Consider the following 25,905-nt stretch of genomic DNA (forward strand, 5'->3'; position numbering starts at 1 on the left):
GGATGCATAATGGTTGATTTTGCTACCATAATTGCCGGCTTCGGGGACGCATTTACGCTTTGGAACCTGGCTTTCGTCGTATTCGGTGTCGTTGTAGGTCAGTTCGTCGGAGCCGTGCCGGGCATCGGCCCGGTGATGGCCATGGCGATTGCCATTCCCTTCACCTTTGGTCTGGATCCCCTGCCGGCGATTGCGTTTCTCGTCGGCGTGAACAAGGGCGGACTTGTCGGAGGTGCGGTTCCCGCCGTTCTCATGAACACGCCCGGGACACCGGATGCCGCGGCCACCGCGATGGATGGCTATCCCCTGGCGCGCCAGGGCAAACCGCTCAAAGCGACGAAGATGGCACTGTTTTCCTCCGTTACCGGAGACACTTTCAGCGATCTGGTACTGATCACCGTTTCCGCGCCGCTCGCCATTCTGGCCTTGCGCATGGGACCGGTCGAGGTTTTCGCGCTGATGATCTTCGCCTTTTCCGTATTGACGGGCCTGATCGGCAAATCCCTGATCAAGGGCGTCATAGCAGCCGCGTTCGGACTGCTGTGCGCATCCATCGGCAGCGATCCGGAAAACTATACGCCAAGGTTGATCTTCGGCTATTTCGAGCTCTTTGATGGACTACCCCTGGCCTCCGTCGCCATCGGCATGCTGGCAATTTCGGAGATCCTGCGCCGGTTGTCGCAGATCCGCGGTGACATGAAGTCGGCGATCGAAGTCAAGGACACGGGCAATCCGGAGGATCGTCGGGTGACTTTCGCGGAATATTGGGCCTGCCGTTTCACCATGCTGCGTGGCGCGGTGATCGGCACCGTGTTGGGGGCATTGCCGGGGATCGGTTCGACCGCTGCTGCCTTCATGTCCTATGCGACCGCCAAAAGCACGTCAAAGGAACCGGAGACCTTCGGCAAGGGCAACCTTCAGGGGATTGCGGCAGCCGAATCCGCCAATTCGGCGGTCGTCGGGTCGAACCTTATTCCGCTGCTGACCCTGGGCATTCCCGGAAGTGTCGGTGCAGCTCTGATCATCAGTGCGTTCATGATCCACGGCATCCAGCCGGGGCCGTTGCTGTTCCAGGACCAGGGACGGCTGATCTATGGTCTCTTCGGCGCGATGATCATGGCCAACGTCCTGAACCTTTGGGTCGGACAAATTGGACTGAGGTTCTGGGTGAAGGTTGTCTCGGCGCCCGAATCCATAATTTTTTCTGCTGCGCTGCTCCTGTGCATCGTCGGTGTGTCCATGGCAACGGGTGGTCTCTTCGGAGTAGCCGTCATGCTCGTCTTCGCCGGGATCGGCTACCTGATGACAAGCTTCGGCTATTCAGTGGTGATCTTCATCATCGCCTTTTTCCTGGGACCTCGGTTCGAGATCTCGCTGTCGCAAAGCCTGGCCCTGATGAACGGCGACTGGATGCGCATCATCGACTATCCGATTGCCGTGGCGCTTCTGGGGCTTTCGGTCGTGTCTGTCATCTGGTTCCTGACGCGCAACGCCCCGGACGAAACCACGGCGGGCACGGTCAGTATCGAGGATTGACAATGGAGCAGGACGGCGATCTGAATTGACCCTTTGATCTTGAGGCCGTGATTTAGAAAATGACCCTGTCAAACCGGTATCCGAGCGTTGCCGATCTGGCGCGCAAGGCAAAACGGCGCATGCCCCACTTCGCCTGGGAATATCTGGACAGCGGCACCGGAGCGGAACGTCTTGTCGACGAGAACCGCTCGGCGTTGGACGCGATCAGGTTTGTCCCGGACTTTTGCAAGGGCGCAATCGAACCCGTGCTTGAAACCGAGCTGTTCGGGAAGACTTATTCGGCGCCGTTCGGGATTGCGCCGGTGGGTATGTCGGGCCTGATGTGGCCGGGAGCCGAACTCATCCTGGCGAGGGCCGCACGGGACAGGAACATTCCCTATTGTCTCAGCACTGTTGCCTGTGAAACGCCTGAAGAGGTTGCTCCGCTGACAGGAGGCAATGCCTGGTTTCAGCTCTATCCGCCACCTGACGCGCAGATCCGCAAGGACCTGGTAGGCAGGGCATGGTCCGCCGGGATAACAACACTTGTCGTCACGATTGACGTTCCTATCGGCAGCAGACGCGAACGTCAGTTGCGCGCCGGACTGACGGTTCCGCCACGCATTACTCCGCTGACGCTTTGGCATGTTGCCAAGCGGCCTGTCTGGGCGCTGGCAACGCTCGTCCACGGTCAACCCCGATTCAGGACACTGACGCCGTATTTCGACGCGTCCGAATTCAAGTCCGCAGGAACTCCCGTGGGCCGGATTGTCGGCGGGCGCCCGGACTGGAGCATGATCGAAGAGATCCGAAGCCTCTGGCAGGGCACCTTGATCGTCAAAGGCGTGATGTCCCGAGGGGATGCGGAAAGATCGGTTGCCTGCGGCGCCGACGGTCTTGTGGTTTCAAATCACGGTGGACGACAGTTTGATGGCGGACCCTCTGCGATCTCCCTGGTTCCCGGCATTCGGGAGCAGGTTGGGGACCGCTGCAAGATACTGTTCGACAGCGGCATCCGGGGTGGGCTTGATGTTGTGCGGGCACTTTCCATGGGCGCCGATTTCTGTCTCCTCGGGCGCGCGTTCCTTTATGGCGTTGCCGCGCTTGGCGCACGTGGCGCAGCGCATACTTATGACGTGCTTCGGGAGGATCTCCGCAACAACATGATCCAGTTGGGGGCCGGATCCATAGCGGATCTGAAGAACCAAACCCGCTGGCATATGGAAGAAAAAGCATGACGCAATCCAACATCCTTGATGCCCTGAAAACATGTCTCGGTCCCAATGGTTGGGTGTCTGCCGAAGACAGCGAGCAATTCGTCAGCGACATTCTAGGCAAGGGCGGTGAGTGCCTGCTTGTGGCGCGCCCCCAATCGACGGAAGAAGTGGCTGCGCTCGTGAAAATCTGCGCGCAGTCAGGCATTGCGATCGTGCCGCAGGGGGGCAACACGAATGTGTGTCGGATGGCAGTGCCGCTGGAAGGGCAAAGGGTGGTTCTTCTATCCCTCTCGAGGATGAACCGGATCGTTGCCCTGGACTCCGGCGCAAATACCGCAACGGTCGAGGCCGGTGTTCTGATGGAGACACTTCAGAACGCTGCAAACGACGCCGATCGCGTGTTCGCACCGGATTGGGGTGCACGCGGTACGGCGACGGTCGGCGGGGCTGTGGCCACCAATGGCGGTGGTTTGAATGTGCTTCGATATGGTACGACCCGCGAACAGGTCCTGGGAATGGAAGTGGTCTTGCCGGATGGCTCTGTCTGGAATGGCATGCGGGCTCTGATCAAGGACAATTCGGGCTACGATCTCAAGCACCTGTTCATCGGATCGGAAGGTACACTCGGGATCATCACCAGGCTGGTTTTCCGCCTGCATCCACGCCAGCCCGTTACGCAGTCGATGATGGCGGTTCTGTCCGACATGACCCGGCTGACCGAATTTTTCGACCTGGCGCGCAGTATCGGCGGGCAGGACCTTGCCGCCTTCGAACTGCTGCCGGGACTTGGCGTGGAAAAGGCGCTGGAACGCTATCCTGACCTCCAAAGACCTCTGGAAACACGGGCCGATTGGTTCCTGCTGATCCGGTTCGCCGGACGTGAGAGCGTCGAGGAGCCCCTGATGCGATTGTTCGAGCAAGGTTTTGAAGCCGGTATTCTGAGCGATGCGGTGTTGTCCAGCTCCGGTGCCCAGGAACAGAACCTTTGGGAAATCCGCGAGCAGATGATCCCGCACCAGTATTTCAGGCAACCCCTACTGAAATGGGATGTCTCGGTGCCGACCAACCGGATTGTTGATTTTCTGCTTCAGGCCGAACAGCGCGTCAAAGAGGTTGAGCCGGACGCATTCTGCTATGCCGTCGGGCATGTGGGCGATGGCAATATCCACTACAGTGCCTTTCCGCCACTGGGGACCGAAGACAAGGTCATCAGCGAGATCTACGATGAGGTCGACGCGCTGATCTGGAGCATGGATGGATCGATCGTTGCCGAACACGGGGTCGGGTCAATCTTTGCCGAGCGCATGCGGCGGCAGAAGAGCGGTGTCGAATACACGATGATGCAAACGGTCAAGCAGAGCTTCGATCCACAGGGCATCATGAATCCGGGCAAGTTGCTGAAAACCGACTGAGTTGCGAAGGTTTTCGGCTCCGGGCGGTCAGAGCGGTTTTAGGGCGGTCTTGAACCGGTCCTTGTTCCAGCGGTATTTTTCGGCGGAGCGGGCAAGGCTCGCAATTGCTTCGTCCGACAGCGAGCGTTTGACCTTTGCCGGCATGCCGATAACAAGGCTGCCGTCCGGAACGTCCATTCCCTCTGTGACCAGGGCCCCGGCTCCGAGCAGGCAGTTTCGTCCGATCCTGGCGCCATTCAGCACGGTGGCGCCCATGCCGATGAGGGAGCCGTCGCCAATGTTGCAGCCATGCAGCATGGCCTTGTGACCGATGGTGCAGTTGCTGCCGATCACCAGCGGATAGCCCGGGTCGACATGACAGACGCAGTGCTCCTGCAGATTGCTGCCGGCGCCGATCGTGATCGGCTCATTGTCACCGCGCAGCACCGATCCCCACCAGATCGAAACGCCGGGTTCAAGGGTCACCTGACCGATCACGCGGGCATCGGGTGCGATCCAGTAATCGCCATTGACGGGCAGGCTGGGTGAATGATCACCCAGCGCATAGAGGTTGGACAATTCGCTCATTCGAAATAGGTCGCGTTGCGCCCGCCGACGACGATATCGAACTGGTAACCCAGATCGACATCAATGTCCGGCGTCTCGTATGGCTTGCCGATGTTGCGTTGGAAAGCGTCGCCCATCAGGATCGCCATCGGGTCGGATTCATTGCTGGCTTCACCCGGAAAGTACATCTGAGTGATCAGACGCGAGGAACCGCCGCTGATCGACAGGTGGATATGTTTCGGCCGCCAGCGCCCGATGTCGGGACGCGCCAGATAGGCGCCGGGACTGATCGTCCAGAAGCGGTAGTTGCCGTCGTCATCGGTCAGCACCCGCCCCATGCCGAAGAAATTTTCATCAAGCTGCAGGCCGGACTGGTCCTCGATATGGCGATAACGGCCATGGTGGTTCGCATTCCAGATCTCGATCAGGGCATTGCGGACCGGCGTGCCGCTTTCGGTTTTCAATGTGCCGGTCACTTCGATCGGACTTCCCGTAGCGCGCGGCCGGTCCGGCGAAATGCGGGTCAGATCCCATTCGTGTGCGCGTGTTGCGTAGCGGGCAGGTACGAAAGGAACGAAACTTGCGCGGGCTGCTTCCGGGATCAGGCGCAAGCGCTGGCGCGGCGTGCGCTGATCGGAAGTGTTGTCAGTCGGACCGATGCCGATTTGTCTACCAAGTTTGGTCATGTCTGCCTTCTCTCAGCTTTCCAGATCGTCGAAGAACGGGGTCTCGCCATCACCGGCCATAATGATGTCGAACAGATAGACTTCGGCTCCGTCGGCCGTACGGCCATCATGTCTGGCCATCAGTCGTTCCCTGTCGCCGTCTTCGAGCGCGCCCAGCAAGGGATCCGTGTCGTTGGCGTCCTGACCGGCAAAGAACATCTGCGTGACGATGCGATTGATGCCGTCGGAGAAGATCGTGATCGTGATGTTGGGCGCTCGGCCTTCCGCTGCGCCGGGCAGGATCGTGCGGAACGAGTATTTACCGCTGGCGGACCGCAGCCGTCCGTAGCCGTTGAACCACGGGTCGATATCCGGATGGTTTTCGGTTGCCGGTGTGCAATAGATACCCTTTGCATTGGCCTGCCAGAATTCCATCACCACGCCATTGGCAAGATTGCCGTGCCGGTCAAGAACGCGCCCGCGCAAGATGATGTGCTGTCCGGCGGCGCTTCCAACCACTCCAGGATCGACACGCGTCAGGTCCTCGAGGCTTTCGTCCCGGAAATAGATCGGGAAATAAGGCCCGCAGGTGTCCTCGTTTGTGGGCAAAAGCGTATTTTGCCCATGATGTTCCGTCATGTTGCGTCCTCCATTGCAAGTCAAATGTTTTGCATATAAAACGTTCGAATCTGCCAATGAGAGCGATCGAGCCACGAATGACCGAATCTCCCAATCATAATGTCTACTTTGTGCCAGGGCTTCACCGCGGCTTGCGGGTTCTTGAAATCCTCGGTGCCGCGGATGAGCCGATGTCCTTGAGCGAAATCGCCCGGGCCATGGATCTCAGCCGGTCGTCGGCATTCCGGCTGGTTTACACGCTTAGGCAGATGGACTTTCTGAAAGAGGCGGAACAGAAGAACACCTATACCCTGGGCGCGCGTGTTCTGAACCTGGGCTTTGCCTATCTCAATCAGCTGCCGATCACATCCATCGCCCGGCCGCATCTTGCCGCGCTGCGGGACAAGACCGGCGTCAGCACTCACCTGAGCGTGCTGGAAGGACATGACGTCCTGTATCTCGGCAGCCATCAGGCCCGAAGCGGCTTCGTATCGAACATGGCCACCGGCACTCGGACACAAGCCTATGCCTCCGCCATCGGATGGTGCCTCCTCGAGGCGTTGTCCGATGAGGAGCTGGCAACGTTTTGCGACGAAATTGAAATGAAACCGTTCACCGAACACACGCCGACCTCCCCTCAGGAACTGCAACAGAAGATAGGAGAGGTGCGTGACCGCGGTTATGTGATTTCGCGCGGTTTCCGGGATCCGGGGGGATCCAGCGTTGCGGTGCCGGTGCGCGACAGCACCGGCAGGGTCGTTGCATGCGTCAACATTTCCGGCCCGGATTCCAACTTCGATTTCGACAAGATCGAAGATTTCTATGTCCCTGAAACCAGGTCGACCGCGCTGCAGATTTCGCGCGAGCTGGGATATGCCGGTCCTGTGTGACATCACGCTTCCCCGTTGATGCCGAGTATGCTGCGGGCCTCCTCGGGTGTGGCAATTGATCCGCCCAAGCTGTCTATGATGGAAACAGCCTTTTCAACCAGTTGCGCATTCGAGCTGCAATGTTCGCCCTTGCGGATATAGGCGGTATCCTCCATGCCAATCCTGACGTGTCCTCCCAGAAGAAAGGCCTGGGCAAGCATCGGAAAGGCCATGCGGCCGATGCCGAAGGCTGCCCACTCGGTGTCTTTCGGCAGCTGGCCTGCCAGGTAAGCCATGGTCTCGGGATTGGCGACCGCTCCAAATCTCACGCCCAGCACCATCTGCACCATAAGCGGGCCTTTCAGAACACCCCGGGCAAGAAAGTCCTTGACCATGTGAAGGTCGCCGCTGTCGAAGATCTCGACTTCCGGCTTCACGCCGGCTGCGTAAATCCTCTCCGCCATGATCCCGACATTGCGGGGGCTGTTGATGACGCTCGCCTTGCCCGACCACATGGTGTTGAAATCCAGGGTGCAGATTTCCGGCCGAAGCTCCTCCACGTGGGCGACGCGTTTTTCAGGAGGGCACAAGGTAGAGCCTGGAGCCGCAACTCGCGGATCGTCGTCGGAAGGAACGAAACGTCCACCTTCTCCGGTGGTCAGGTTGAGAATGATGTCTTCGTTCTTCTCGCGGATGCGCTCAACCAGTTCCCGGTAGAGATCCATGCACATGGATCCCTTTGCGGTTTCCGGGTCACGCACATGGAGATGGGCAATCGAGGCGCCTGCCTTGGCGGCGTCCAGGGTTTGCACTGCAATCTCTTTTGGCGTAACCGGGAGATGCGGGCTGATTTCCGGGGTCATCAGATTGCCGGTGATTGCCGCTGTCAAAATGGTCTTGCGTCCCACGTCAGTTCTCCAGGACTGCTGTTACCGCGTCTGCCAGCGTCGCGACGATCAGGTCGATCTCTTCGTGTGTCGATGTGTAGGACGGCGCCAGAAGGACATGGTCGCCAAGCGTTCCATCCGCACAGCCCTGGGCGGGATAGGTCATGACGCCCCGGTCAAGTGCTTGCCTTTGTATGCGGCCGGCAAGGTTCCGGTCAGCCGGGAACGGGGTCTTTGTATCCTTGTTCTCGACCAGTTCGACTGTCCAGAAAAGGCCGCGCCCGCGAATATCGCCGACATGGGGATGCTGCCCGAAAGTGCCTTGCAGCGCTGCACGCAGTTTTTCACCCATGATACGGACATTCTCGAGCAGACCGTCGTCTTCGATGACTTTCTGAACCGCCAGCGCGCCTGCGGTCGCGATGGCATGGGACATGTAGGTGTGGCCGTTCCAGAGCCTTCCACTGCCTGTTTCAATTGCGGTGACCACCTTTTCGGCGGCCATGACGGCGGCAATCGGCTGGTAACCGGCCCCTAGTCCCTTGGCCATGGTGGTGATGTCGGCGCTGATGCCTTCCTGTTCAAGCGCGAACAGACTGCCCGTGCGGCCCATACCGCACATGACCTCATCGGCAATAAAGAGAACTCCGTGCCTGTCGCAGATCTCGCGGATGCGTTTGAAATAACCGGCTGGCGCAGGCTGCGTGCCAAGCGATGCGCCGATGACCGGCTCGGCCACGAAAGCCATGACGGTATCCGGTCCTAACTGGCGAATGCGATCGTCCAGCAGGTTGGCCATGCGCAGCGCGAAGCTCTCTTCATCCTCATCGCCTTCGCGAAGGCGGTATTCATACGGCGCGTCGATGTGATCGACGTCCATCAGCAGGGGCTGGAAGGCCGCCCGGCGGGTCTTGTGGCCGCCGGTGGCAAGAGCGCCGAGAGTATTGCCGTGGTAGCTCGGCATGCGCGCAATGACCCTGGTGCGGGAGGTTTCACCGCGTTCAAGGTGATACTGGCGCGCCAGCTTGAGCGCGGCCTCCATGGCCTCCGAGCCGCTGCCCAGGTACATCACCCTGCCTTCGCCGGTACCTTCAGGTGCGCGACGGATCAGGAACTCGGCGAGCTCTTCAGCAGGCCCATTGGTGAAGAAGCTCGTATGGGCAAAGGCGACGCCGTCCAGCTGCGCCTTCAGCGCGGCGCGAATGGACGGGTTGTCATGTCCAAGACAAGACACCGCCGCGCCACCGCAGGCATCCAGATATCTGCGGCCGGACGAGTCGATCAGAAAGTTTCCCTCGCCAGCGACAACCGTCGGCAATGCGGAATTCAGAGTGCGGTGCAGAACGTAGGTCATTTGTTTTCCGTCTTGCATATGGAACGATGTTTTGTATATTAGACAAAATTCGAATGTGCAAGCGGCGTTTGGACGCGGTTTGGAATTTAGACAGACAAAGAGGATCTATGGCCGGCGCCCTGAAAGACATAAAAGTTCTGGACGTGACCCATGTTCTGGCCGGGCCGTTCTGCTCCTATCAGCTGGCTTTGCTTGGGGCGGATGTCCTCAAGATCGAGTCTCCGTTCGAGCCCGACTGCGCGAGAGGCCGGGGGCCGGACGACAAGGCGAATGCTGCAGGACTGGGACTCAACTACCAGGTTCAGGCTAGCAACAAGCGGGCCATTGCCCTCGATCTGGCGGACGCACGCGGACGGGATATCCTGTTGCAGCTTGTGCGCACTGCCGATGTCTTTGTCGAAAACTATACAACGGGTGGGATGGCACGGCTGGGACTGGGCTACGAAACCCTCTCGGAGATCAATCCGGCCCTGGTTCACTGCTCCATATCCGGTTATGGCGATACCGGCCCGAACGCTGGCAAGGGCGCCTACGACAACGTCATCCAGGCGGTTAGCGGCACGGTTGCCCAATGCGGGGGTATCAAACCCGGCGTTTCCTTTGTCGACTACAGCACCGGTTACTCCGCAGCGTTCGCGATCGCGGCAGCGCTGGTCCAGCGCGGAACCACCGGGAAAGGCTGCCATATCAGCGTGTCGATGCTGGAAGTCGCCATGCAGATGATGGCGCCGGAAGTTGCCGCCGCCCAGCACCCTGCTGATGTCTCGCGTCGCAGGGAAGCCGGAATCTCCGACTATGAGACTGCCGACGGGCGGTTGATGCTGGGCGCATTCCGCCCGCAGCAGTATCGCAGACTGGCGGCATTACTCGAACAGCTGGGAGTGGCTGTTCCCGAGCTGGAAGATATTCGGTCCTGGGAAGATGTCTGGAGTGTTCCGGACGACGTTCGAAATGCGCTTGCCGATGTTTTCCGCACAAGAAAAACGGATGACTGGGTCCGCTGCCTTCGAGAGGCCGATCTCCCAGCAGAACCCGTACAATCCCTGTCCGAGGCAGTGCAACATTCCCAACTGGTGGCGCGCGGTTACTTCCAGGCCAACCCTCAGGACGCAGACTCTACCCTGCCACTGACCGCATTCCGCATGAGCGACGGTGGACCGGAACTTTCGTCAGCACCGCCACGTCACGGTCAGCACAGCAGGGACGTCTTGCGGGAGCTCGGACTGGACGAAGACCGTATCCGGGAACTTGCCTCAGCGGGAGTTGTGCGATGATGCGCGATGCCCCGATTTTGGTCGCTGACCTCTTCGCGAATTTGCCCGATGACTTGCGGCACAAAGGGGAGCCTTCCGTCTGGGCGAAGATGACCAGGCCTGGTTTGCAGATGCATTCCTTTCTTGAGGGCGCATTCTTTGACGATGACAAACATCTCTGGCTTTCCGACGTCCCTTACGGGCGCGTGTTCCGCGTTTCTCCGCAAGGGCAGTGGGAAGTCATGCACAAGATCGACGGTGAACCGCACTCCATGCGCATTGCACCCGATGGCCGGCGAATGGCTGTCGACTACAGGCACGGGCTGGTCGAACTCACCGGTCCGGACAGCTTTGAAGTTCTCACTCAGGGTCTGCCGGATCAGCCCTTTCTGGGGCTTTCCGATATGTCCTACGGGCCTGACGACACCCTCTGGTTCACGGACAGCGGCAGAACGTCTCTCAGCGATCCGGCAGGCAGGGTCTACTGCATGCGGCCTGAAGGCGATCTGCGGCTGGTGCTGGACTGCGTTCCCTATTCCAACGGCATCTGCCTGTCGCCGGACGGAGCCTGGGTCTATGTGGCCGTAACGCGGGCGAACCAGATCTGGCGCCTTTCCTCCCGATTGCCGGCAACCGGCCAGCCCATGGCCGGTGTCTTTCTGCAGCTGTCCGGCGGGCTTGGGCCTGACGGCCTGGCGACAAACGGCAAGGGGCAGCTGGCTGTCGCGCAGGCACAGGCCGGCCGCGCCTATGTCTTCGATGGTCTGGGCGATGCTATTGCCGAAATCAGGTTGCCGCAGGGCCTCTGGACCACTTCAGTCACCTTTCATCCCGACGATGATGCTTTGCTTTTCATCACCGATGCCCAGCACGGCGCGGTGTTTACCTGCCGAATTCCCGAATGACGGAGACCGAGATGAATAAGGAAGACCTGCACGGCTACGTGCCCGCCATTGCCACGCCTTTCAACGAGAAGGGCGAGATCATGGAGGATGCGTTTGCGGATCTGTTCGAGTTCCTTCTGAGCCGCGGGGCGACCTGTATTTGCATTGCTGGTGACAATGGCGAGAGCTGGGCGCTGTCTGCTGCCGAACGCGGACGGCTCGTGAGGTTGGCAAAAGACGTTTCCAAAGGCCGTGTGCCGGTCATGATGGGGATTTCAGCGCCGACGATCGAAGCCTCGCTGGCCTATGTGCGGGCAGCGGAGGACAACGGGGCGGATGTCCTTCTGTCCATGCCGCAGACCTATGTGTTGAAGGCGTCCGAAGCGGAGCTTATGGGTCGTTTCGACAAGATCTCGGCAGCGACCGCGAAGCCGCTTGTGCTTTACAACTCCCCCCGCCGAATGGGCTTCTCTCTGACCGTTGATCAGACCGAGCGGCTGCTCGACAACCACAATGTCATCGGCATCAAGGAGTCTCAGCGCGACTTCTTCTATCACACCCATTTGCTGGAGCGCCTCGGCAACAGAATGTCCGTGATGACTGGGCCTTGTCATTACATCATGCCTGCCTTTGCGCTTGGCGCCGCCGGGTTCATTGCCACAGGTCCGGAGTTTACCGATCTGCTGCCATCGGAGATGGCGAAGGTCGGTAAGAGCACACCGGATGCAACCTATCGAAAGGCGCACTATCAGCTGACGGTTCTCTATGAGCTGTTGATGGGGACCGCGACCTGGCCTGCATCGTTCAAGGCTGCGCTGAACCTGATCGGGCGGCCTGCGGGCGTCCCCCGGGACCCGGTCCTGCAGGCAACCGAGGCGGATATCGACAAGATCAAACGCACCTTCGATCAACTGGGGATCAATTACAGATGATCCGGCTCGTCCCCGATCAGTCGCGTCAGGTGGTGCGTTCGGAGAAGGTGGAAATCACCTTCGACGGACGGCCTGTCCAGGCGTATCGCGGTGAAAGCGTCGCCGCGGCGCTGCTGAGGGCCGGGCATCTGCGCCTTCGCAATGCGCCGGTAGACGGTGCTCCGCGCGGGACGTTCTGCTGCATGGGCCTGTGCCAGGAATGTGTTGTGAAGATCGAGGGTTCTGTGACGGAGAGTTGTCGATTGGCTGCTGAAAACGGACTGGCTGTGGCTTCAATCGACTGCGGTCCGTTATGAACGCCACCTATGACATTGTTGTTTTGGGTGCCGGACCCGCTGGCGCCAATGCGGCCCTGACCGCCGCCAAGGCAGGGGCAAGTGTTGCCCTGATCGATGAGGGGACGCAGCCCGGAGGTCAGGTGTGGCGCCCGAAGAGCGCTGCCATTGTCGAGGCCCCTGTGACGCCGGAAAGCCGTTCGGGAGATGCACTGCGCAAATCTGTTGCGGGAAGCGGCGTGACCCTGATGCCCGGTGCGCGGCTCTGGCAGATAGAACGTCCTGAAACGGTCTGGGAACTGCAGGTGCTTGCTGGAGAGCGGAACGTCCCGCTTCGGTCAAAGGCACTGGTTCTGGCGACCGGTGCACGCGAATATGTTCAACCCGTTCCGGGCTGGACCCTTCCGGGTGTTGTCGGGCTTGCCGGAGCGACGGCCCTTTTCAAACAGGAACTTATGGTGTCGGGGACTAATACCGTTGTTTCCGGAACCGGCCCGCTGGTTTTCTATGTGGCGAGCGAGATCCGCCGGCTTGGTGGAACAGTCGCCGCCATCGTCACACCGAACAGTCGGAGAGACTGGCTGGGAGCCTTTCCCGCCATGCTGCAGCGCCCCGATCTGCTGGCACGCGGTGCGCGATGGATTACGGATCTGATGTTGGCCGGTGTGCCTGTTCACTGGCGCCACGCCGTGACGAGCGTGACCGGTAGCGATCGGGTTACGGAAGTCTGTTTTCGAAAGGTCGGTGCGAACTGGTCTCCGGACGGCGCAGAACAGATGGTCAAGGCGGACAGCCTGTGCCTTGGCAATGGTCTGATACCGGCAATCGAAACCGCACAGCTGGCCGGTGTTCCGGTCCGTCATGCACCTGAGCTGGGAAGTTGGGTGCCTGAGACAAATGAGGATGGTTCGACCCCGGTTCCAGGCCTGTTTGTGTGCGGGGACGGAGCGGGCATTCGTGGGGTGGCGGCTGCGGAAGTTCACGGCAAGCTGACAGGCAATGCGGCGGTGAGCTGGGTTGCAGGACGAAACCCTAAACCAGACGCGAAGCTGGTGGATGTTTACAGGAAGTCGGCGCGCTTCGGCCTGGCCATGACGGCACTCAGCATTCCGCGGTCGGGGCTGCAGGCCCTGACAACAAGCGAAACCGTTGTCTGCCGTTGTGAAAGCCTCACACAGAAAGCAATTCGTGATGAAATCGCTTCCGGCGCGGGCAGCACCAATGCAGTGAAGTCGGGACTGCGCTGCGGCATGGGCCCCTGCGGTGGCAAATATTGCCAGACCGCGGTTGCCCGAATGATTGCCGCGATTGATGGACGTGCCGACGCGGAAATATCGCCCCCGACACCCCGTCCACCTTTGAGGCCGGTGCCGGTTTCGGCCCTGGCCGGTGATTTCGACTATGGAGATCTGCCCATTCCGAAGCCGGCTCCGCTATGAGTGACCTGTTCGATATCGCTGTGATCGGAGGCGGCATCATGGGATGCGCCGCAGCCCTTCAGATGACCTCTGGCGGCATGAAACCCGTTGTGCTGGATCAGGGGGACCTGGGGCAGGGCGCTTCCGGGGTCAACGCCGGAACGCTCAGCCTGCAGATCAAGCGAGTGAAGCTCATGCCCTATGCGCTCAAGGGCCATCACGAGTGGGAGCGCATGGGCGAGGCAGTCGGTTTTCACAAGTCCGGTGGCTACACGCTGGCGTTTACAGAGCGCGAAGCGAACCTTCTGCACGAGCGTCAGCGGCTCAAGGCCGAGGCTGGAGCTCCGATCCGGTTTGTCTCCACCAGCGAGTTGCGATCAGCCGAACCCAATCTGACCGGCAAGGTGCTTGCGGCAAGCTATTGCCCGGAAGACGGCTATGCCAATTCGTCCCTGACGGGACAGTATTTCCGTGGGCGTCTTCGGGCCGAGGAAATTCCTTATCGTGAGAGGAGCCCGGTGACGGAAATCTCCCGCAGCGAAAGTGTGTTTCACCTGTCCACACCACTGGGAGAAATTTCGGCGAAGCGGCTTCTTCTGGCCACCGGTGCCTGGTTGAAACCCGTGGCCGCCTTGCTTGATGTGGATCTGCCGGTGCGCGCCCGCATCAACACGGTGTCTGTCACCGAACGCATGCCGAAGCTCACTTCGACAGTGATTGGTCATGCCACAGGGCTCCTGACAATGAAGCAGAAGACCAACGGCACGGTTCTGATCGGTGGCGGCTGGCAGGGCCGGGGAACTCCGCAGGAGGGACGCGGTGAGGTCACCGCCGCCACGGTGATGCCCAATCTTGCTCTGGCTCAATATGCATTGCCGAAACTGGCAAAGGCGCGCGTTCTGCGCAGCTGGACCGGGTTCGAGGCAAATGTGCCGGATTTCTATCCGTTGGCAGGAGCTCTGCCGGGTGTGCCCGACGCCTTTGTCCTCGGATGTGTCCGGGGCGGCTACACCATCGGTCCCTATATCGGGAAGCTGATGGGCGATTTCATTCTGGGCCGTGAGCCCGAACTGCCCCTGTTTGATCCGGGGCGCGATTTCAACGAGGAAACGATATGAGTCTGATCTCGACCGATCACTGCCGCCTGGACGGCAAACTTGCCGTTGTCACCGGTGGCGGCAGCGGTATCGGCGAAGCCACTGCAAGGGTGTTCGCCGATGCCGGTGCGACGGTCGTCGTCGCAGGACGTCGACTCGAACCGCTGCAACGTGTCGCCGAAGGCATTGGCGGTCACGCGATTGCCTGTGATGTCTCGGATCAGGTTCAGGTGCGCGCGATGTTCACCGAAGCGCTGAAGATAACAGGCCGGGTCGATATTCTGTTGAACAATGCCGGTGGTCCCGGTCCGATCGCGCCGGTTGCCGAAGTGAATATGGCGGACTGGGTTCAGTGTATGAACATCAATCTCGTGGGGGCCATGTACTGCCTGCAGGAAGCCGCCAGGATCATGGGGGCGCAGAAATCCGGTTCGATCATCAACATGTCCTCGCTGATGGGTATTCAGGGGTATCCGATGCGCTCTGCCTATGTGGCTTCCAAGTTTGCGCTGATCGGCATCACCGAAACCATGGCGCGGGAACTCGGACCAGTGAATGTGCGGGTCAATGCCCTGATGCCCGGCGCGGTTTCCGGCGAAAACATGGACCGCATCCTCAAACGGCGCTCGGAAGCCGAAGGCCGTCCCGTTGAGGACATCGAACGAGAGAACTACACGGATGTTGCCGCGCTCAAGCGCTGGGTAGCACCAGAAGAAGTCGGGCGCGCGGCGCTCTATTACGCGTCCGATCTGTCTTCTGCGATCACCGGAGACAAGATGAAGGTCGATTGCGGACGGTTCTGAGGGAGTGGCCGATCATGTTTGAACGCATCGAAAGCCGTGGTGTCGACAATCTGCTGAACCTGATGCAGGCCTTCCGTGCCGACACGAGGCAGCACAAGGTTGATCTCGTCGTCGGGGTGTACAAGGACGAGCACGGTCATGTTCCGGTCATGCAAGCTGTGAAGGGAGCTGAGAGGCTTCTTCTGGAGCGCGAAGACACGAAGGGTTATGTCGGCATTTCCGGCGATCGCGAGTACCGGGAACTTGCGCCTGGATTGGTGCTGGGGGAAGAACGTCAACGGAGCGTCGCGGAGCGGCTGGCATGCGTTCAGACACCAGGTGGGACAGGGGCGTTGAAAGTTGCCTTTGATTTCCTGAATTCGATCGATCCGGGAAAACGCATCTGGCTCAGTACCCCGACCTGGGCCAATCATGTTCCCCTGGCTGAGGATGCAGGGTTGATCGTTGACAGGTATCCCTACTTTCGCCCGTCGGACAGGGGATTGGACTTTGAGGCGATGATGTCTCATCTGGTCGCACATTCCCGCGCCGGCGACTTCATTTTGCTTCATGCCTGCTGTCACAACCCGACCGGTGTCGACCTGTCGCTGGACCAATGGAAAATCGTCACCGAATTCGTTGTTGATCGGAACCTGCTTCCAATTGTCGATTGTGCCTACCAGGGTCTAGGCAACGGTCTTGACGAAGATGTCGCCGGGCTTCGCTACATGGTGGGCAAAGTGCCCGAAATGCTGATCGCCAGCTCGTTTTCCAAGAATTTCGGCATCTACCGCGAACGTACCGGAGCGCTATGTGTCCTGACGAACACCTCCGGAGACCTTGGGCAGGCATTGCAGGCGGTGGAAACGGTGGTGCGGTCGAATTATTCGATGCCGCCAAGTCACGGCGCGCGGATCGTTGCAACCATCCTCCGGGACGCCGAACTGAGGCAGGCCTGGGAGAGCGAACTCACACAGATGCGTCAGCGGATCGCACAGTTAAGGGAGGATCTGCTAATCAGGCTGCAAGAGCGCCACCCGGCCTTTGATTACTCGTTTCTGGTGGAGCAAAGGGGAATGTTCTCCTTTACCGGCCTGTCTCCGGAAAATGTCCGGAAACTGAAAGAAGATTTCGGTGTCTACATGGCCGGGGATGGCCGCATCAATGTCGCCGGGCTTAGCCCTGCCAACCTTGATCTGGTGGCAGACGGTTTTGCCCAGTTCCAGGACTGGTTCTGACAGGTAGCCGGGAGCATTGATCAGTTGATCTGCTCATCTTTCCCCATGCCCTGGTCGACATCAGTGCCCGGGACGTCACCTTGCGGGTCGAAGGTTACAGGGCGGCAGCCTCGTTGAAGACCATTTGCCCGTTTGACATCGACAGTCTCGACCCGGGTGAAGGCAAGCGAACGATCCTGGATAGCGGACAGGCTGTTGTTACCTGCCGTGTGCGGGACTGCTACGACGTTGAAGTCTTTCGCTCCTACGCTCCGCATATTGAGAGCCTGCTGAGCCTGCACGGCCCGGATGCCGTGTGACCGGCTCCGGACAAACCGGTAAACCGGTAATGGGCCGCCGACGGGCGATCCGGTGCTCCCGGGTGTCAGAACCCGGGAGCTCATCGCTTTGCTTCGGCGACCGCTTCGGTGAACAGATCAATGCCTTTGGGAATGTCGACGACGTCAATCAGTGAAAAGCCCAGCCGAATGAAAGCGCGGTTGAGCCTGGGATCGGAAAAGGCGTTGCCCACGGTCTCGAACACCACACTCTTTTGTGTGGCCCTCTCCAGCAATACATGTGAATCTACACCGTCGGGCAGGCGGAACCAGATGCTGCCGCCGCCATAGACCGGTGGGGTCGAATGGCCGGGAAAGTGCCGTTCCAACTCCTCGTACATGACCGCGCATCGCTCGCGGTAGATGTTTGTTATGTTCGCAACGAGTCGGTCGAAATACCCGCGTTGCAGGAAGAGTGCGACGGTGCGCTGATTGTTCACGGGCGGGTGGCGCAGCATGTGGTGCCGCAAGGCCCGTGCTTCTGCGATGAATTCCCTGTCGGCAACGAGGTAACCGATACGAAGGCCGGGCATCAGGGACTTGGTCAGGCTGCCGACATGGATGACATTGCCATGACGGTCCAGGCTTTTCAGCGCGGGCGGCGGGGTCTTGTTGAAGCTGAGCTCAGCCTCATAATCGTCCTCGATGACGAATATTCCCTTTTCCGTTGTTTCCGCCAGCAACTGTTGGCGGCGGTCCATCGGCATCGTCACATTGGTTGGAAACTGGTGGCTGGGGGTGACGAAGATACTTCTCAGATTTTCATCCAGATCCCCGGCGATGAGACCGTTCTCATCGATCGGCAACGGTTTGGGTTCCAATCGCTCGATATTGGCGATGTTGATCACATCTGGATATCCGGGGTCCTCAATCCCGATCGCTTCGCCCCGGCGATGGAGGATCTTGATCGCCAGATAGAGTGCCATCTGTCCGCCGATTGTCACCAGCACCTCGTTGGGATGGGCATTGATGCCCCTTCGGAACAGGCATCTCTGGATGAGCTTTTCGACCAGTAGCTCGTCGTCAATGCTGGAGTAGTCGGCCGCCCAGTTGCGAAGTTCGATGGCATTGACGGAGTCGCGCACGCATTCGCGCCAACTGGTGATCGGGAACAATGACGGATCGACCAGGCCACAGATAAACGGAAAACGATAGCGCAGAAGTGCATCGGCCGGCTTCACGACACGCTCCATGTTGAAGCTGCGCTTTTCGAAGAATTTCCGAAAGTCGACTTTGGAGGCGGCGGCTTCAGGTTCCGTGTCGGATATCTTCAGCTGGCCGGGACTGTTTCTATCCTTGATTGCATCCGGGTTCACAAAGAAGCCGGCCCGCCCCTTGGCCAAAACAAATCCGTCACTCTTGAGCGCGTCGTAAGCCAGCGTGACTGTGGTGACGCTTACGCCGAGGTCCCTGGCCAGCTTCCTGATCGACGGTATCGGGTAGTGGATCGGGAACTGCCGATTGACGATCGCGATCGCCAGTTGGCGCCTGATCTGGGTTTGGAGGCTTTCACGAGAAGTGCGGTCGATTGAGATGATGTTCTCGAACATGTTTTCCCGCTTATTCCTTAAGCTTTTGATTCTTATTGGTTTGTTTTTGTATTTATCGATTTTTCGAATTGTATCTAAACGTTCCGGCGAAATCCATAAAGATAGCGGGCAAGGGAGTTCCGGTGCCCGTTCCACATTGTGGTGGGCACACGGTCATCAGTTGAGGAGAAGAAGATGGCCATACGTTTTGGCGTTGATGATGGAGTTGCCACGATAACTCTGGACCGCCCCCGCCAGCGCAATGCGATGAATGCCGAAATGCTCAATGAGCTTGAGAAGGCGGTCACCGAAACCGGGAACACAGACGACATCCGCGTCCTGCGGATTGCCGCAGAAGGTCCTTCCTTCTGTGCAGGCAGCGACCTGACCGAACTCGGCAGCATGACTGTTGAGCAGATGTGTGACGTCGAGGCACGGAAAGCAGCGCTGTTGCGGAGCCTGTCATTGCTGACAAAACCGGTCGTCGCTGCCGTTCAGGGCTACGCTGTGGGCGGGGGCGCATTTCTGGCAGCGGTCTGCGATGTGGTCGTCGTCGCCGAAAACGCCAAACTGCGCTGCATGGAAGTGCCGAACGGCTGGATCACGCCGTGGGGGATCCACGCCCTCAATGCCCGGCTGTCCCCGCGCGACGCTCAGCGGGTTTCCTGGGGATACGAGTTTCTGAGTGCCGAAGACGCAATCCGGATCGGCTTGGCGGATCATCAGGCAAGCGTTGAAAACCTCGAGGGTTACTCGGCAAAGATTGCGGAGGAGCTTGCCGCGCTGCCTGCAATCGGCGTGAGCGCGACGAAGGAATTCTTCCTCGAAAGAATGCTGGGTCCGGGAGAGATCGAAGATGCCCGGCTCAACAACCTGTTCCGCCTGCATTGCTCGCAGGGATCAGCACAAGAAACATTCAAGAAGTTTGCGAAGTAACGTCATGTCCAAATTTTGCACGCTCGAGGAAGCCCTTTCCGTCATCAATCCCGAAGATTCGGTTGTTTCAACCGGTGTGATCGGATGGATCACCCCTGACGCCCTGCTCAAAGGGGTTGCCGACAGGTTCGAGGAGACCGGCTACCCGAACAATCTGACCTTCTATTTTCCCTGTGGGACGGGTGACGCCATGCATATTGGCGGGATGGATCATGTTGCCAAAAAGGGCCTCATGAAGCGTATCGTCGGCGGTTCCTACCTGAACCCGGTCCATCCAGTCACCGGCGAGCGGCCCAAGCTGATGCAGCTTATCCAGGCGAATGAAGTCGAAGCGTACAGCTGGCCGATTGCAACGACGATGCTCTGGCTGCGCGAAGTGGCGCGCGGCACGCCGGGCTACATGACCAAGACCGGGATCGGCACCTATGTCGATCCGGATCTCCAGGGCGGCCGTTTCACCCCCTCAGCAGAAGAGAACCTTGTCGAGAAAATCGAGTTCCGGGGAGAGAAATACCTCTTTTACCCCACGCGTCCGTTGCAGGTCGCCTTTCTGAGGGGGACTTCGGCGGATGAAAACGGGAATCTCTCATTCGAAAACGAGGCCCTGGTCTCGTCAAATATCGGTATCGCAATCGCCGTAAAGGCCTGCGGTGGAACCGTGATTGCGCAGGTTGAGAAAAAGGTGCCGCTCGGATCGCGGATGGCGTCCGACGTCAAGGTGCCCGGCTCCCTCGTCGACAAGGTCGTTCTTGTCGAAGACCAGCAGTTCGTGACGAATATCGAGCGTCCTGTGGCGGCCTATCTCGGCGGTAAACCGACGCCACCATCCGAGCTTCCCAAGCCGGCACCGGGAGCCGACAAGATTATTGCCCGGCGCGCCTCGATGGAAGTGCGAGAGCGCGAGCTTTCCATCTTCGGGTTCGGGGCCTCGGGGGACGTCCCGCTTGTCATGGCGGAAGACGGCAAGCTCGACGACGGCAAGATGTACAATTACGAGTTCACGACCGAGCATGGCAGCTTCGGAGGGGTGGTGATGAGCGGCTGGCAGTTCTCGGCCAACATCAACCCGGAAGCATTGCTCGACGGGCTCACCCAGTTCGATGTGATCGAAGGCGGGCTTTGCAAATTTGCCGCTTTGGCCTTTGCCGAATTCGACAGTCACGGTTCGGTCAATGTGTCCAAATTCGGCAAGGCCAATCCCGGATCGGGCGGCTTCGTCAATATCGCCCACAACGCGGAACGCCTTGTCTTTACCGGAACATTCACAACCGCCGGTCTGAAGACTGCGGTCAGCGACGGCAAGCTGTCGATCACGCGCGAAGGCAGGGTCCGGAAGTTCGTGAACACTGCCCAGCACATCACTTATCTGCTGAAAGAAGGCGTATCTCAGCGTCGACAGAGTGCAAGGCTGATTACTGAACGTGCGGTCTTCGAGGTGACCGAAGAAGGTCTTGCATTGATCGAGATCGCTCCCGGAATTGACCTGCACAAGGACATTCTCGAGCAGATGGAGTTCGAGCCGGTGCGGATCGCCGACCCGCTGCCGCTGATGGACGCTTCCCTGTTTGTCGAAGATTACCAGGAATAGGGGAGGTCCCGATGCAGTGGAAGGAAACGATCAAGACCGATCCGGGACACGACTATCCGGTGATTGCGGATGTCGACGTTCTGGTCGTCGGCGGTGGTGCCGCGGGTGTGGCTGCGGCTGAGACAATCGGCCGGAATGGCAACAGTGTGCTTCTGGTCGAACGTTACGGTTTTTGCGGTGGCGGTGCCGTTGCGGGCCTGTCCGGTACGATTTGCGGCCTGTACATGTCCACGGATGCCCACAATGCGGTTCCCGAACAGGCTGTCTTCGGTTTTGCGGACCGGTTTTTGCGCCGCATGATCGATCTTGGCGGGGTCACCGGTCCGATCAGGTACGGCAAGACCTGGACCGTTACCCATGACCCGCTGGTTTGGCGTGAAGCCGCGGACGGGTTCCTTCAGGATGCCGGCGTTCAGATCCTCTATCACTGCCAGGTGGTCGGCGTCATCATGGATGGTGATCACTTCCAAGGTGCAATCGTCAACTCGAAATCGGGTTTCGGTGCTGTTCACGCGAAGCGGATTGTCGATGCCAGCGGTGATGCGGATGTCATCTACCGAGCAGGCTTGAAGACGTCGAAGGGGCGCAATGGCGTCATGCAGAACCCGACCATGATCTTTCGGCTGGGAGGGGTCGATGTCCACGCGTTCAACGAATATTGGGGCGATGATTCCATCTCGCCGAAGAAGGTTATCGATCAGCTAGTCGATGCCGACCCTTCAGGGAGGACCTTGCCTCGCAAAAAGATCTGGATATTCAACACGACCCGGCCGGATGAGCTGATGGTCAACTCGACCCGCATTCTGGGCCGCGACGGACGTCATCTGGATGTGACCGACCCGGTTGATCACACGGAGGGGGAACTTGCCGCTCGAGAGCAGGTCAGGGTCTATCAGAATTTCCTACGTGAAAATGTCCCCGGTTGCCGGGACGCCTTTGTCGTGGATACCGGCGTGGAAATCGGCATTCGCCAGACACGGTCTATCGCAGGTGTAAAGACCCTTTCAAACAAGCATGTCACCAGACGGCTGAAGGTCTCTGACGGTGTCGTGCGGTCTCCGTGGCCGATTGAATTGCATTCAGGCGAAAGACCTTATGTGGAGTGGTTGCTCGATGATTATTACGAGGTGCCTTACGGCACGCTCGTACCGGAAGTCGGCGAAAACCTGATCGTTGCGGGACGGTGCCTCAGTTCGGAACACGAGGCCCTGGCCTCCTGCAGGGTTACTGCTCAATGCTTCGGATACGGCCATGCTGCTGGAGCTGCAACGGTTCGCTCCCTGAAGACGGAGCAACGGTATCGCGACATTGCCGGGGAGGAAGTGCGTCAGGCCCTGAATGAGGATGGCGCCGGCCTCTAACTGAATTTCGCTCAACTGACTGGAGGACAGAGCGGAGCCTTTTCCGTTTGGCGGAAAGGGAACGGCGCAACTATGCGCAAAATCTAAAATGGGAGAAAACTCATGCTTTCCACCACACTCACTAAGCTGCGCACCGTAGCGGCTTCAGCAGCGGTCAGCGTGGTCGCCCTGACAGCTTCGCAGGTTCATGCGGCGGAGGACTTCATCTTCGCGCATGCAATGAACACCGACCATGTGTTCCATTCGCTTTCGGGACGTTTCATGGAAGGAATTGAAGGATCGGGTGTCAGTGTTGACTACCATCCCGGTGGTGATCTCGGCGATTGGACGTCGCTTTTCGAGCAATCCATGCAAGGTGTTGTTCCGATGACGTTGACCTGGGGCGCTTCGGAATTCGATCCGAGACTGGACCTGGCCTATCTCGGATATGTCGTGTCCAACTGGAAAGAGGCCAGGGAGCTCTATGGACCCGGCTCTCCGATGCTCGACGTCTACAACTCGATCCTGGAAAACCTGGACCTGCATGCGGTCGGCATCATTCCGACGGATTTCGGCTCCGTGGTTATCCGCAAAGGGGTCGGCGCAGTGCCGGTCAACCTGCCGGAAGATGGCAGTGGTCTGAAGATCCGGGTTCCCGGTCTGCCGGTTGCTGTTGAGCGGTTCAACAATTTCGGTTTCTCGGCAGTCCCGATACCGCTATCCGAGGTCTATACCGCGTTGCAGCTGGGAACGGTTGATGCGCGCTCCTTCTCCACGGCGGTCGAGACCTACCAGCTGCGTGATGTGCTCGAAACCAACATTCTGACAAACGACTACTTCGAGCATGCCTTCTGGCTTGTCAACAAGAGCTGGTGGGATGGCCTGGAGACCGCAGACAGGGAAAAGCTGCGAAGCGTCATCGACGCCACCATCGAATTCGCCTGGACCGAAGCGGAAAACAAATCCAACGAGTTCCTGCAAAAGGCGCGCGATGCAGGCATCAACGTCGTTGAGTTGACCGACAAGCAGCTTCAAGCGCTGAAGGACATTACTTACCAGAATGAATGGCCCGCCATGGAAGAGACACTCGGCACCGAAGTCATGACCCAGGTACGTGAAGCCGTTGGCGTCAAATAACTTCAAGAACCACCGTGAAAGACCGGGCTTCTGGCCCCGGTCTTTCCACTTTTGGGAGGAGTTGTCATGCCGGAGCGCATTTCAAAACAACATCCAAGAAATCCGACCGAAGCCGGGGCGTCCTTCATCTACGATCCCGAAGTCGAGGCACTCGAGCCGCCCGAGCATGTCACGGCCATCCCGGAAGAGCCGAAAGCAGGCTTCTATGGACTGGTCATGAGACTGGAGGCGCGGTTCGAGCGACTTCTCTTTGTTGCGATCGTGCTCGCCGGAATAGGCCTGACCGGGCTGATGTTCACGCAGGTTTTGCTGCGCTACGTCTTTCTCTCACCGTTTGTCGGGATTGAGGAACTGGCCCTGTTGCTGGGGGCATGGGGATACTTCCTTGGACTTGCCTATGTCACAAGAAATGGCGAGCACATCCACGGTGGCATTGTCACTCTGCTGACGAAAGACCCCCAAGTCGTCCAGGGCATCCGCCTGTTCATGTCGCTTGCCAGTATCGTTGCCTGCGTCATCTTCGGCTACTACGCGTCCAGATACGCGGTGTTCGAGATCGAGAAGGGCCGGATGAGCTCGTACATGCGCTGGCCCAAGGGACTGTGGTCTTCCTCGATGATTGTCGGTTTTGCCGGAACCATCTTCTATCTCGTATTGCAGGCGCTCAACCAGTTCGTCGAGCTCCGCCGGAGTGCCGGCGCGAGGGAGGTGACATCATGACCATCTTCCTGATTTCTCTCCTGATCATCGTTGTCCTGCTGCTGGCGGAGATGCCGATTGCATTTGCGTTCGGAATAGGAGCCCTGATCTTCGGCCTTGCATCCGGATCGAACGTTTCATTCCTCATTCCATATGCCTACCAGACGACGCTCAGCTTCGCTCTTCTGGCGCTGCCGCTCTTCGTTCTTGCCGGAACGCTGATGGCCGAAGGGGGCATTTCCGACAGGTTGCTCAACTTCGTCAATGCCTTCGTCGGACGCCTCAAGGGTGGTCTGGGAGCCGTGACGGTGATCACCTGTGCCCTGTTCGGCGCGATCTCCGGCTCTTCCTCGGCGGCAATCGCCGCAATCGGGCAGATCATGATCCCGCGCATGGTGAAGGAAGGCTATCCGGTCGGGCATGCAACCGCGCTAGTTGCCTGTTCATCCGTGCTTGCGCTGATGATCCCGCCGTCAATTCCCATGATCGTGTTTGCCGTTACCGGCGGGCTTTCCGTCGGAGCTGCATTTCTATCGACAGTCATTCCCGGAATTCTCCTGGCTCTTGCCTATGTCGGTCTGAATTTCTGGTTCTTGAGAAACAACGACACAATCACTGTCGAGGAACCACTGCCGGTTCGTCAGGCTGTGAGAAACGTTTACTCCAGCGGACTTAGCGCCTTCTGGGCTCTATTGATGCCACTGTTGATATTGGGTGTGATCTACTCCGGCATTGCTACACCAACGGAAGCTGCGGCAATTGCATTGGTCTATGCAGTCGTGGTCGGATTGTTCATATACCGTGGCCTGACCCTCAGGAACATACCTCGGGCGATCGTTCGAGCGGCCATCACGACAAGTTCGATCATTGCAGTGCTGTTCTTTCTCTTCGTCATGAGCCGCGCAATGATCCTGCAGCAAGTGCCGCGGGAAGTTGCGGACGCTCTGCTGACACTCACCGACAACAAGATCCTCATCCTCCTGATGATAAACGTGATCTTGCTTTTGATCGGTATGATCGTGGATGACGTGTCAGGCAGTGTTCTGGCAGCAATTGTTTTGCTCCCGGTCGCTACTGAAATCGGTGTGCACCCAATTCATTTCGCGGCGATCGTCGGGACAAACCTTGGGCTTGGCAACGTCTCTCCGCCCTGTGCCCCAATGCTCTATATGGCCGCTGGCGTCAGCAAGTTGACCCTGGACAAATATGTCGGGATCACGCTGAAGTTCCTACTACTCGGCCATCTGCCAATGGTGCTCATCGTCACCTTCATTCCCGAACTGTCGTTGGCTCTGCCGCGGTGGATCATGGGTATTGCGTGACGAGCTGCGGTACTTGCAGTCTCTCCCTACAAAGGGCGTTGAATATGTTGCTTCGAAAGCCCTTGAAACCCCGGA

25 protein-coding genes are annotated in these 25,905 nt (G+C 58.9%); 18 read left to right on the top strand and 7 right to left on the bottom strand.

Features of this window, described 5'->3' with window-relative positions:
* Window positions 1-9 precede the first annotated feature (9 nt).
* From ABLQ08_RS29970 to ABLQ08_RS29980, 3 genes are read left to right on the top strand one after another with little or no spacing between them, the layout of a single operon-like run.
* Window positions 10-1,536, top strand: coding sequence for a tripartite tricarboxylate transporter permease (locus tag ABLQ08_RS29970; RefSeq protein WP_352950198.1), 1,527 nt, complete (start codon window positions 10-12; stop codon window positions 1,534-1,536).
* A 59-nt stretch (window positions 1,537-1,595) separates the two neighbouring features.
* On the top strand, window positions 1,596-2,753 hold the full coding sequence (locus ABLQ08_RS29975) for an alpha-hydroxy acid oxidase (protein WP_352950200.1): 1,158 nt from the start codon (window positions 1,596-1,598) through the stop codon (window positions 2,751-2,753).
* The gene (locus ABLQ08_RS29980) at window positions 2,750-4,144 is read left to right on the top strand and encodes an FAD-binding oxidoreductase (protein ID WP_352950202.1); all 1,395 of its coding nucleotides are present in this window, start codon (window positions 2,750-2,752) and stop codon (window positions 4,142-4,144) included. Before ABLQ08_RS29975 ends, ABLQ08_RS29980 begins: the two co-directional genes overlap by 4 nt.
* A gap of 27 nt (window positions 4,145-4,171) precedes the next feature.
* On the opposite strand, the gene ABLQ08_RS29985 is transcribed toward ABLQ08_RS29980, so the two are convergent.
* The 3 genes from ABLQ08_RS29985 to ABLQ08_RS29995 are packed head-to-tail and all read right to left on the bottom strand — an operon-like array spanning window position 4,172 to window position 5,994.
* Window positions 4,172-4,711, bottom strand: coding sequence for a gamma carbonic anhydrase family protein (locus tag ABLQ08_RS29985; RefSeq protein ID WP_352950204.1), 540 nt, complete (start codon window positions 4,709-4,711; stop codon window positions 4,172-4,174).
* Window positions 4,708-5,376 (bottom strand): protocatechuate 3,4-dioxygenase subunit beta, encoded by a 669-nt coding sequence (locus tag ABLQ08_RS29990; protein ID WP_352950206.1) that lies wholly within the window; start codon window positions 5,374-5,376, stop codon window positions 4,708-4,710. The genes ABLQ08_RS29985 and ABLQ08_RS29990 overlap by 4 nt, the downstream gene beginning before the upstream one ends.
* Window positions 5,377-5,388: 12 nt before the next feature.
* The gene (locus ABLQ08_RS29995; protein ID WP_352950207.1) at window positions 5,389-5,994 is read right to left on the bottom strand and encodes a hypothetical protein; all 606 of its coding nucleotides are present in this window, start codon (window positions 5,992-5,994) and stop codon (window positions 5,389-5,391) included.
* Between the two features lie 77 nt (window positions 5,995-6,071).
* Here ABLQ08_RS29995 and ABLQ08_RS30000 point away from each other — a divergent pair, with 77 nt between their 5' ends.
* Window positions 6,072-6,863 (top strand): IclR family transcriptional regulator, encoded by a 792-nt coding sequence (locus ABLQ08_RS30000; RefSeq protein WP_352950208.1) that lies wholly within the window; start codon window positions 6,072-6,074, stop codon window positions 6,861-6,863.
* A 2-nt stretch (window positions 6,864-6,865) separates the two neighbouring features.
* Here ABLQ08_RS30000 and ABLQ08_RS30005 read toward each other — a convergent pair whose 3' ends face one another.
* Window positions 6,866-7,750, bottom strand: a complete 885-nt coding sequence (locus ABLQ08_RS30005) for a 3-keto-5-aminohexanoate cleavage protein (RefSeq protein WP_352950210.1) — start codon at window positions 7,748-7,750, stop codon at window positions 6,866-6,868.
* A 1-nt stretch (window position 7,751) separates the two neighbouring features.
* Entirely contained in the window at window positions 7,752-9,083 is a 1,332-nt protein-coding gene (locus ABLQ08_RS30010) for an aspartate aminotransferase family protein (RefSeq protein WP_352950212.1), read from the bottom strand.
* 107 nt (window positions 9,084-9,190) lie between these two features.
* On the opposite strand from ABLQ08_RS30010, the gene ABLQ08_RS30015 reads away from it, so the two are divergent.
* The 8 genes from ABLQ08_RS30015 to ABLQ08_RS30050 are packed head-to-tail and all read left to right on the top strand — an operon-like array spanning window position 9,191 to window position 16,962.
* Complete coding sequence (locus tag ABLQ08_RS30015; RefSeq protein WP_352950214.1) at window positions 9,191-10,357, top strand: CaiB/BaiF CoA transferase family protein; 1,167 nt, start codon at window positions 9,191-9,193, stop codon at window positions 10,355-10,357.
* The gene (locus ABLQ08_RS30020) at window positions 10,354-11,241 is read left to right on the top strand and encodes an SMP-30/gluconolactonase/LRE family protein (RefSeq protein ID WP_352950216.1); all 888 of its coding nucleotides are present in this window, start codon (window positions 10,354-10,356) and stop codon (window positions 11,239-11,241) included. The genes ABLQ08_RS30015 and ABLQ08_RS30020 overlap by 4 nt, the downstream gene beginning before the upstream one ends.
* A gap of 11 nt (window positions 11,242-11,252) precedes the next feature.
* Entirely contained in the window at window positions 11,253-12,152 is a 900-nt protein-coding gene (locus ABLQ08_RS30025; protein WP_352950218.1) for a dihydrodipicolinate synthase family protein, read from the top strand.
* Complete coding sequence (locus ABLQ08_RS30030) at window positions 12,149-12,448, top strand: (2Fe-2S)-binding protein (RefSeq protein ID WP_352950220.1); 300 nt, start codon at window positions 12,149-12,151, stop codon at window positions 12,446-12,448. The genes ABLQ08_RS30025 and ABLQ08_RS30030 overlap by 4 nt, the downstream gene beginning before the upstream one ends.
* The gene (locus tag ABLQ08_RS30035) at window positions 12,445-13,866 is read left to right on the top strand and encodes an NAD(P)/FAD-dependent oxidoreductase (protein WP_352950221.1); all 1,422 of its coding nucleotides are present in this window, start codon (window positions 12,445-12,447) and stop codon (window positions 13,864-13,866) included. The genes ABLQ08_RS30030 and ABLQ08_RS30035 overlap by 4 nt, the downstream gene beginning before the upstream one ends.
* Complete coding sequence (locus tag ABLQ08_RS30040) at window positions 13,863-14,963, top strand: NAD(P)/FAD-dependent oxidoreductase (protein ID WP_352950223.1); 1,101 nt, start codon at window positions 13,863-13,865, stop codon at window positions 14,961-14,963. Before ABLQ08_RS30035 ends, ABLQ08_RS30040 begins: the two co-directional genes overlap by 4 nt.
* Entirely contained in the window at window positions 14,960-15,745 is a 786-nt protein-coding gene (locus ABLQ08_RS30045; protein ID WP_352950225.1) for an SDR family NAD(P)-dependent oxidoreductase, read from the top strand. The genes ABLQ08_RS30040 and ABLQ08_RS30045 overlap by 4 nt, the downstream gene beginning before the upstream one ends.
* A gap of 14 nt (window positions 15,746-15,759) precedes the next feature.
* Window positions 15,760-16,962 (top strand): amino acid aminotransferase, encoded by a 1,203-nt coding sequence (locus ABLQ08_RS30050; RefSeq protein ID WP_352950227.1) that lies wholly within the window; start codon window positions 15,760-15,762, stop codon window positions 16,960-16,962.
* 20 nt (window positions 16,963-16,982) lie between these two features.
* Here the strand turns inward: ABLQ08_RS30050 and ABLQ08_RS30055 are convergent, their stop codons facing one another.
* Window positions 16,983-17,345, bottom strand: coding sequence for a hypothetical protein (locus ABLQ08_RS30055; protein WP_352950229.1), 363 nt, complete (start codon window positions 17,343-17,345; stop codon window positions 16,983-16,985).
* On the bottom strand, window positions 17,342-18,829 hold the full coding sequence (locus tag ABLQ08_RS30060) for a PLP-dependent aminotransferase family protein (protein WP_352950231.1): 1,488 nt from the start codon (window positions 18,827-18,829) through the stop codon (window positions 17,342-17,344). Before ABLQ08_RS30060 ends, ABLQ08_RS30055 begins: the two co-directional genes overlap by 4 nt.
* A 174-nt stretch (window positions 18,830-19,003) precedes the next feature.
* Here ABLQ08_RS30060 and ABLQ08_RS30065 point away from each other — a divergent pair, with 174 nt between their 5' ends.
* From ABLQ08_RS30065 to ABLQ08_RS30090, 6 genes are all read left to right on the top strand, one after another.
* Complete coding sequence (locus ABLQ08_RS30065; RefSeq protein WP_352950232.1) at window positions 19,004-19,744, top strand: enoyl-CoA hydratase/isomerase family protein; 741 nt, start codon at window positions 19,004-19,006, stop codon at window positions 19,742-19,744.
* A gap of 4 nt (window positions 19,745-19,748) precedes the next feature.
* A complete protein-coding gene (locus tag ABLQ08_RS30070; RefSeq protein WP_352950234.1) occupies window positions 19,749-21,332 on the top strand; it encodes a CoA-transferase in 1,584 nt (527 codons plus the stop codon).
* Window positions 21,333-21,343: 11 nt separating this feature from the next.
* Window positions 21,344-22,693, top strand: coding sequence for an FAD-dependent oxidoreductase (locus ABLQ08_RS30075; protein ID WP_352950236.1), 1,350 nt, complete (start codon window positions 21,344-21,346; stop codon window positions 22,691-22,693).
* 102 nt (window positions 22,694-22,795) lie between these two features.
* Window positions 22,796-23,809: a TRAP transporter substrate-binding protein DctP gene (dctP, locus tag ABLQ08_RS30080; RefSeq protein ID WP_352950238.1), complete on the top strand. Its 1,014-nt coding sequence runs from the start codon at window positions 22,796-22,798 to the stop codon at window positions 23,807-23,809.
* A 66-nt stretch (window positions 23,810-23,875) separates the two neighbouring features.
* Window positions 23,876-24,529 carry a TRAP transporter small permease gene (locus ABLQ08_RS30085; protein WP_352950239.1) on the top strand — a complete coding sequence of 218 codons (654 nt, stop codon included), beginning with the start codon at window positions 23,876-23,878 and terminating at the stop codon, window positions 24,527-24,529.
* Complete coding sequence (locus ABLQ08_RS30090) at window positions 24,526-25,830, top strand: TRAP transporter large permease (protein ID WP_352950241.1); 1,305 nt, start codon at window positions 24,526-24,528, stop codon at window positions 25,828-25,830. The genes ABLQ08_RS30085 and ABLQ08_RS30090 overlap by 4 nt, the downstream gene beginning before the upstream one ends.
* Window positions 25,831-25,905 lie beyond the last annotated feature (75 nt).

This window comes from Roseibium sp. SCP14 (genome assembly GCF_040329475.1).
Classification (GTDB): Bacteria; Pseudomonadota; Alphaproteobacteria; order Rhizobiales; family Stappiaceae; genus Roseibium.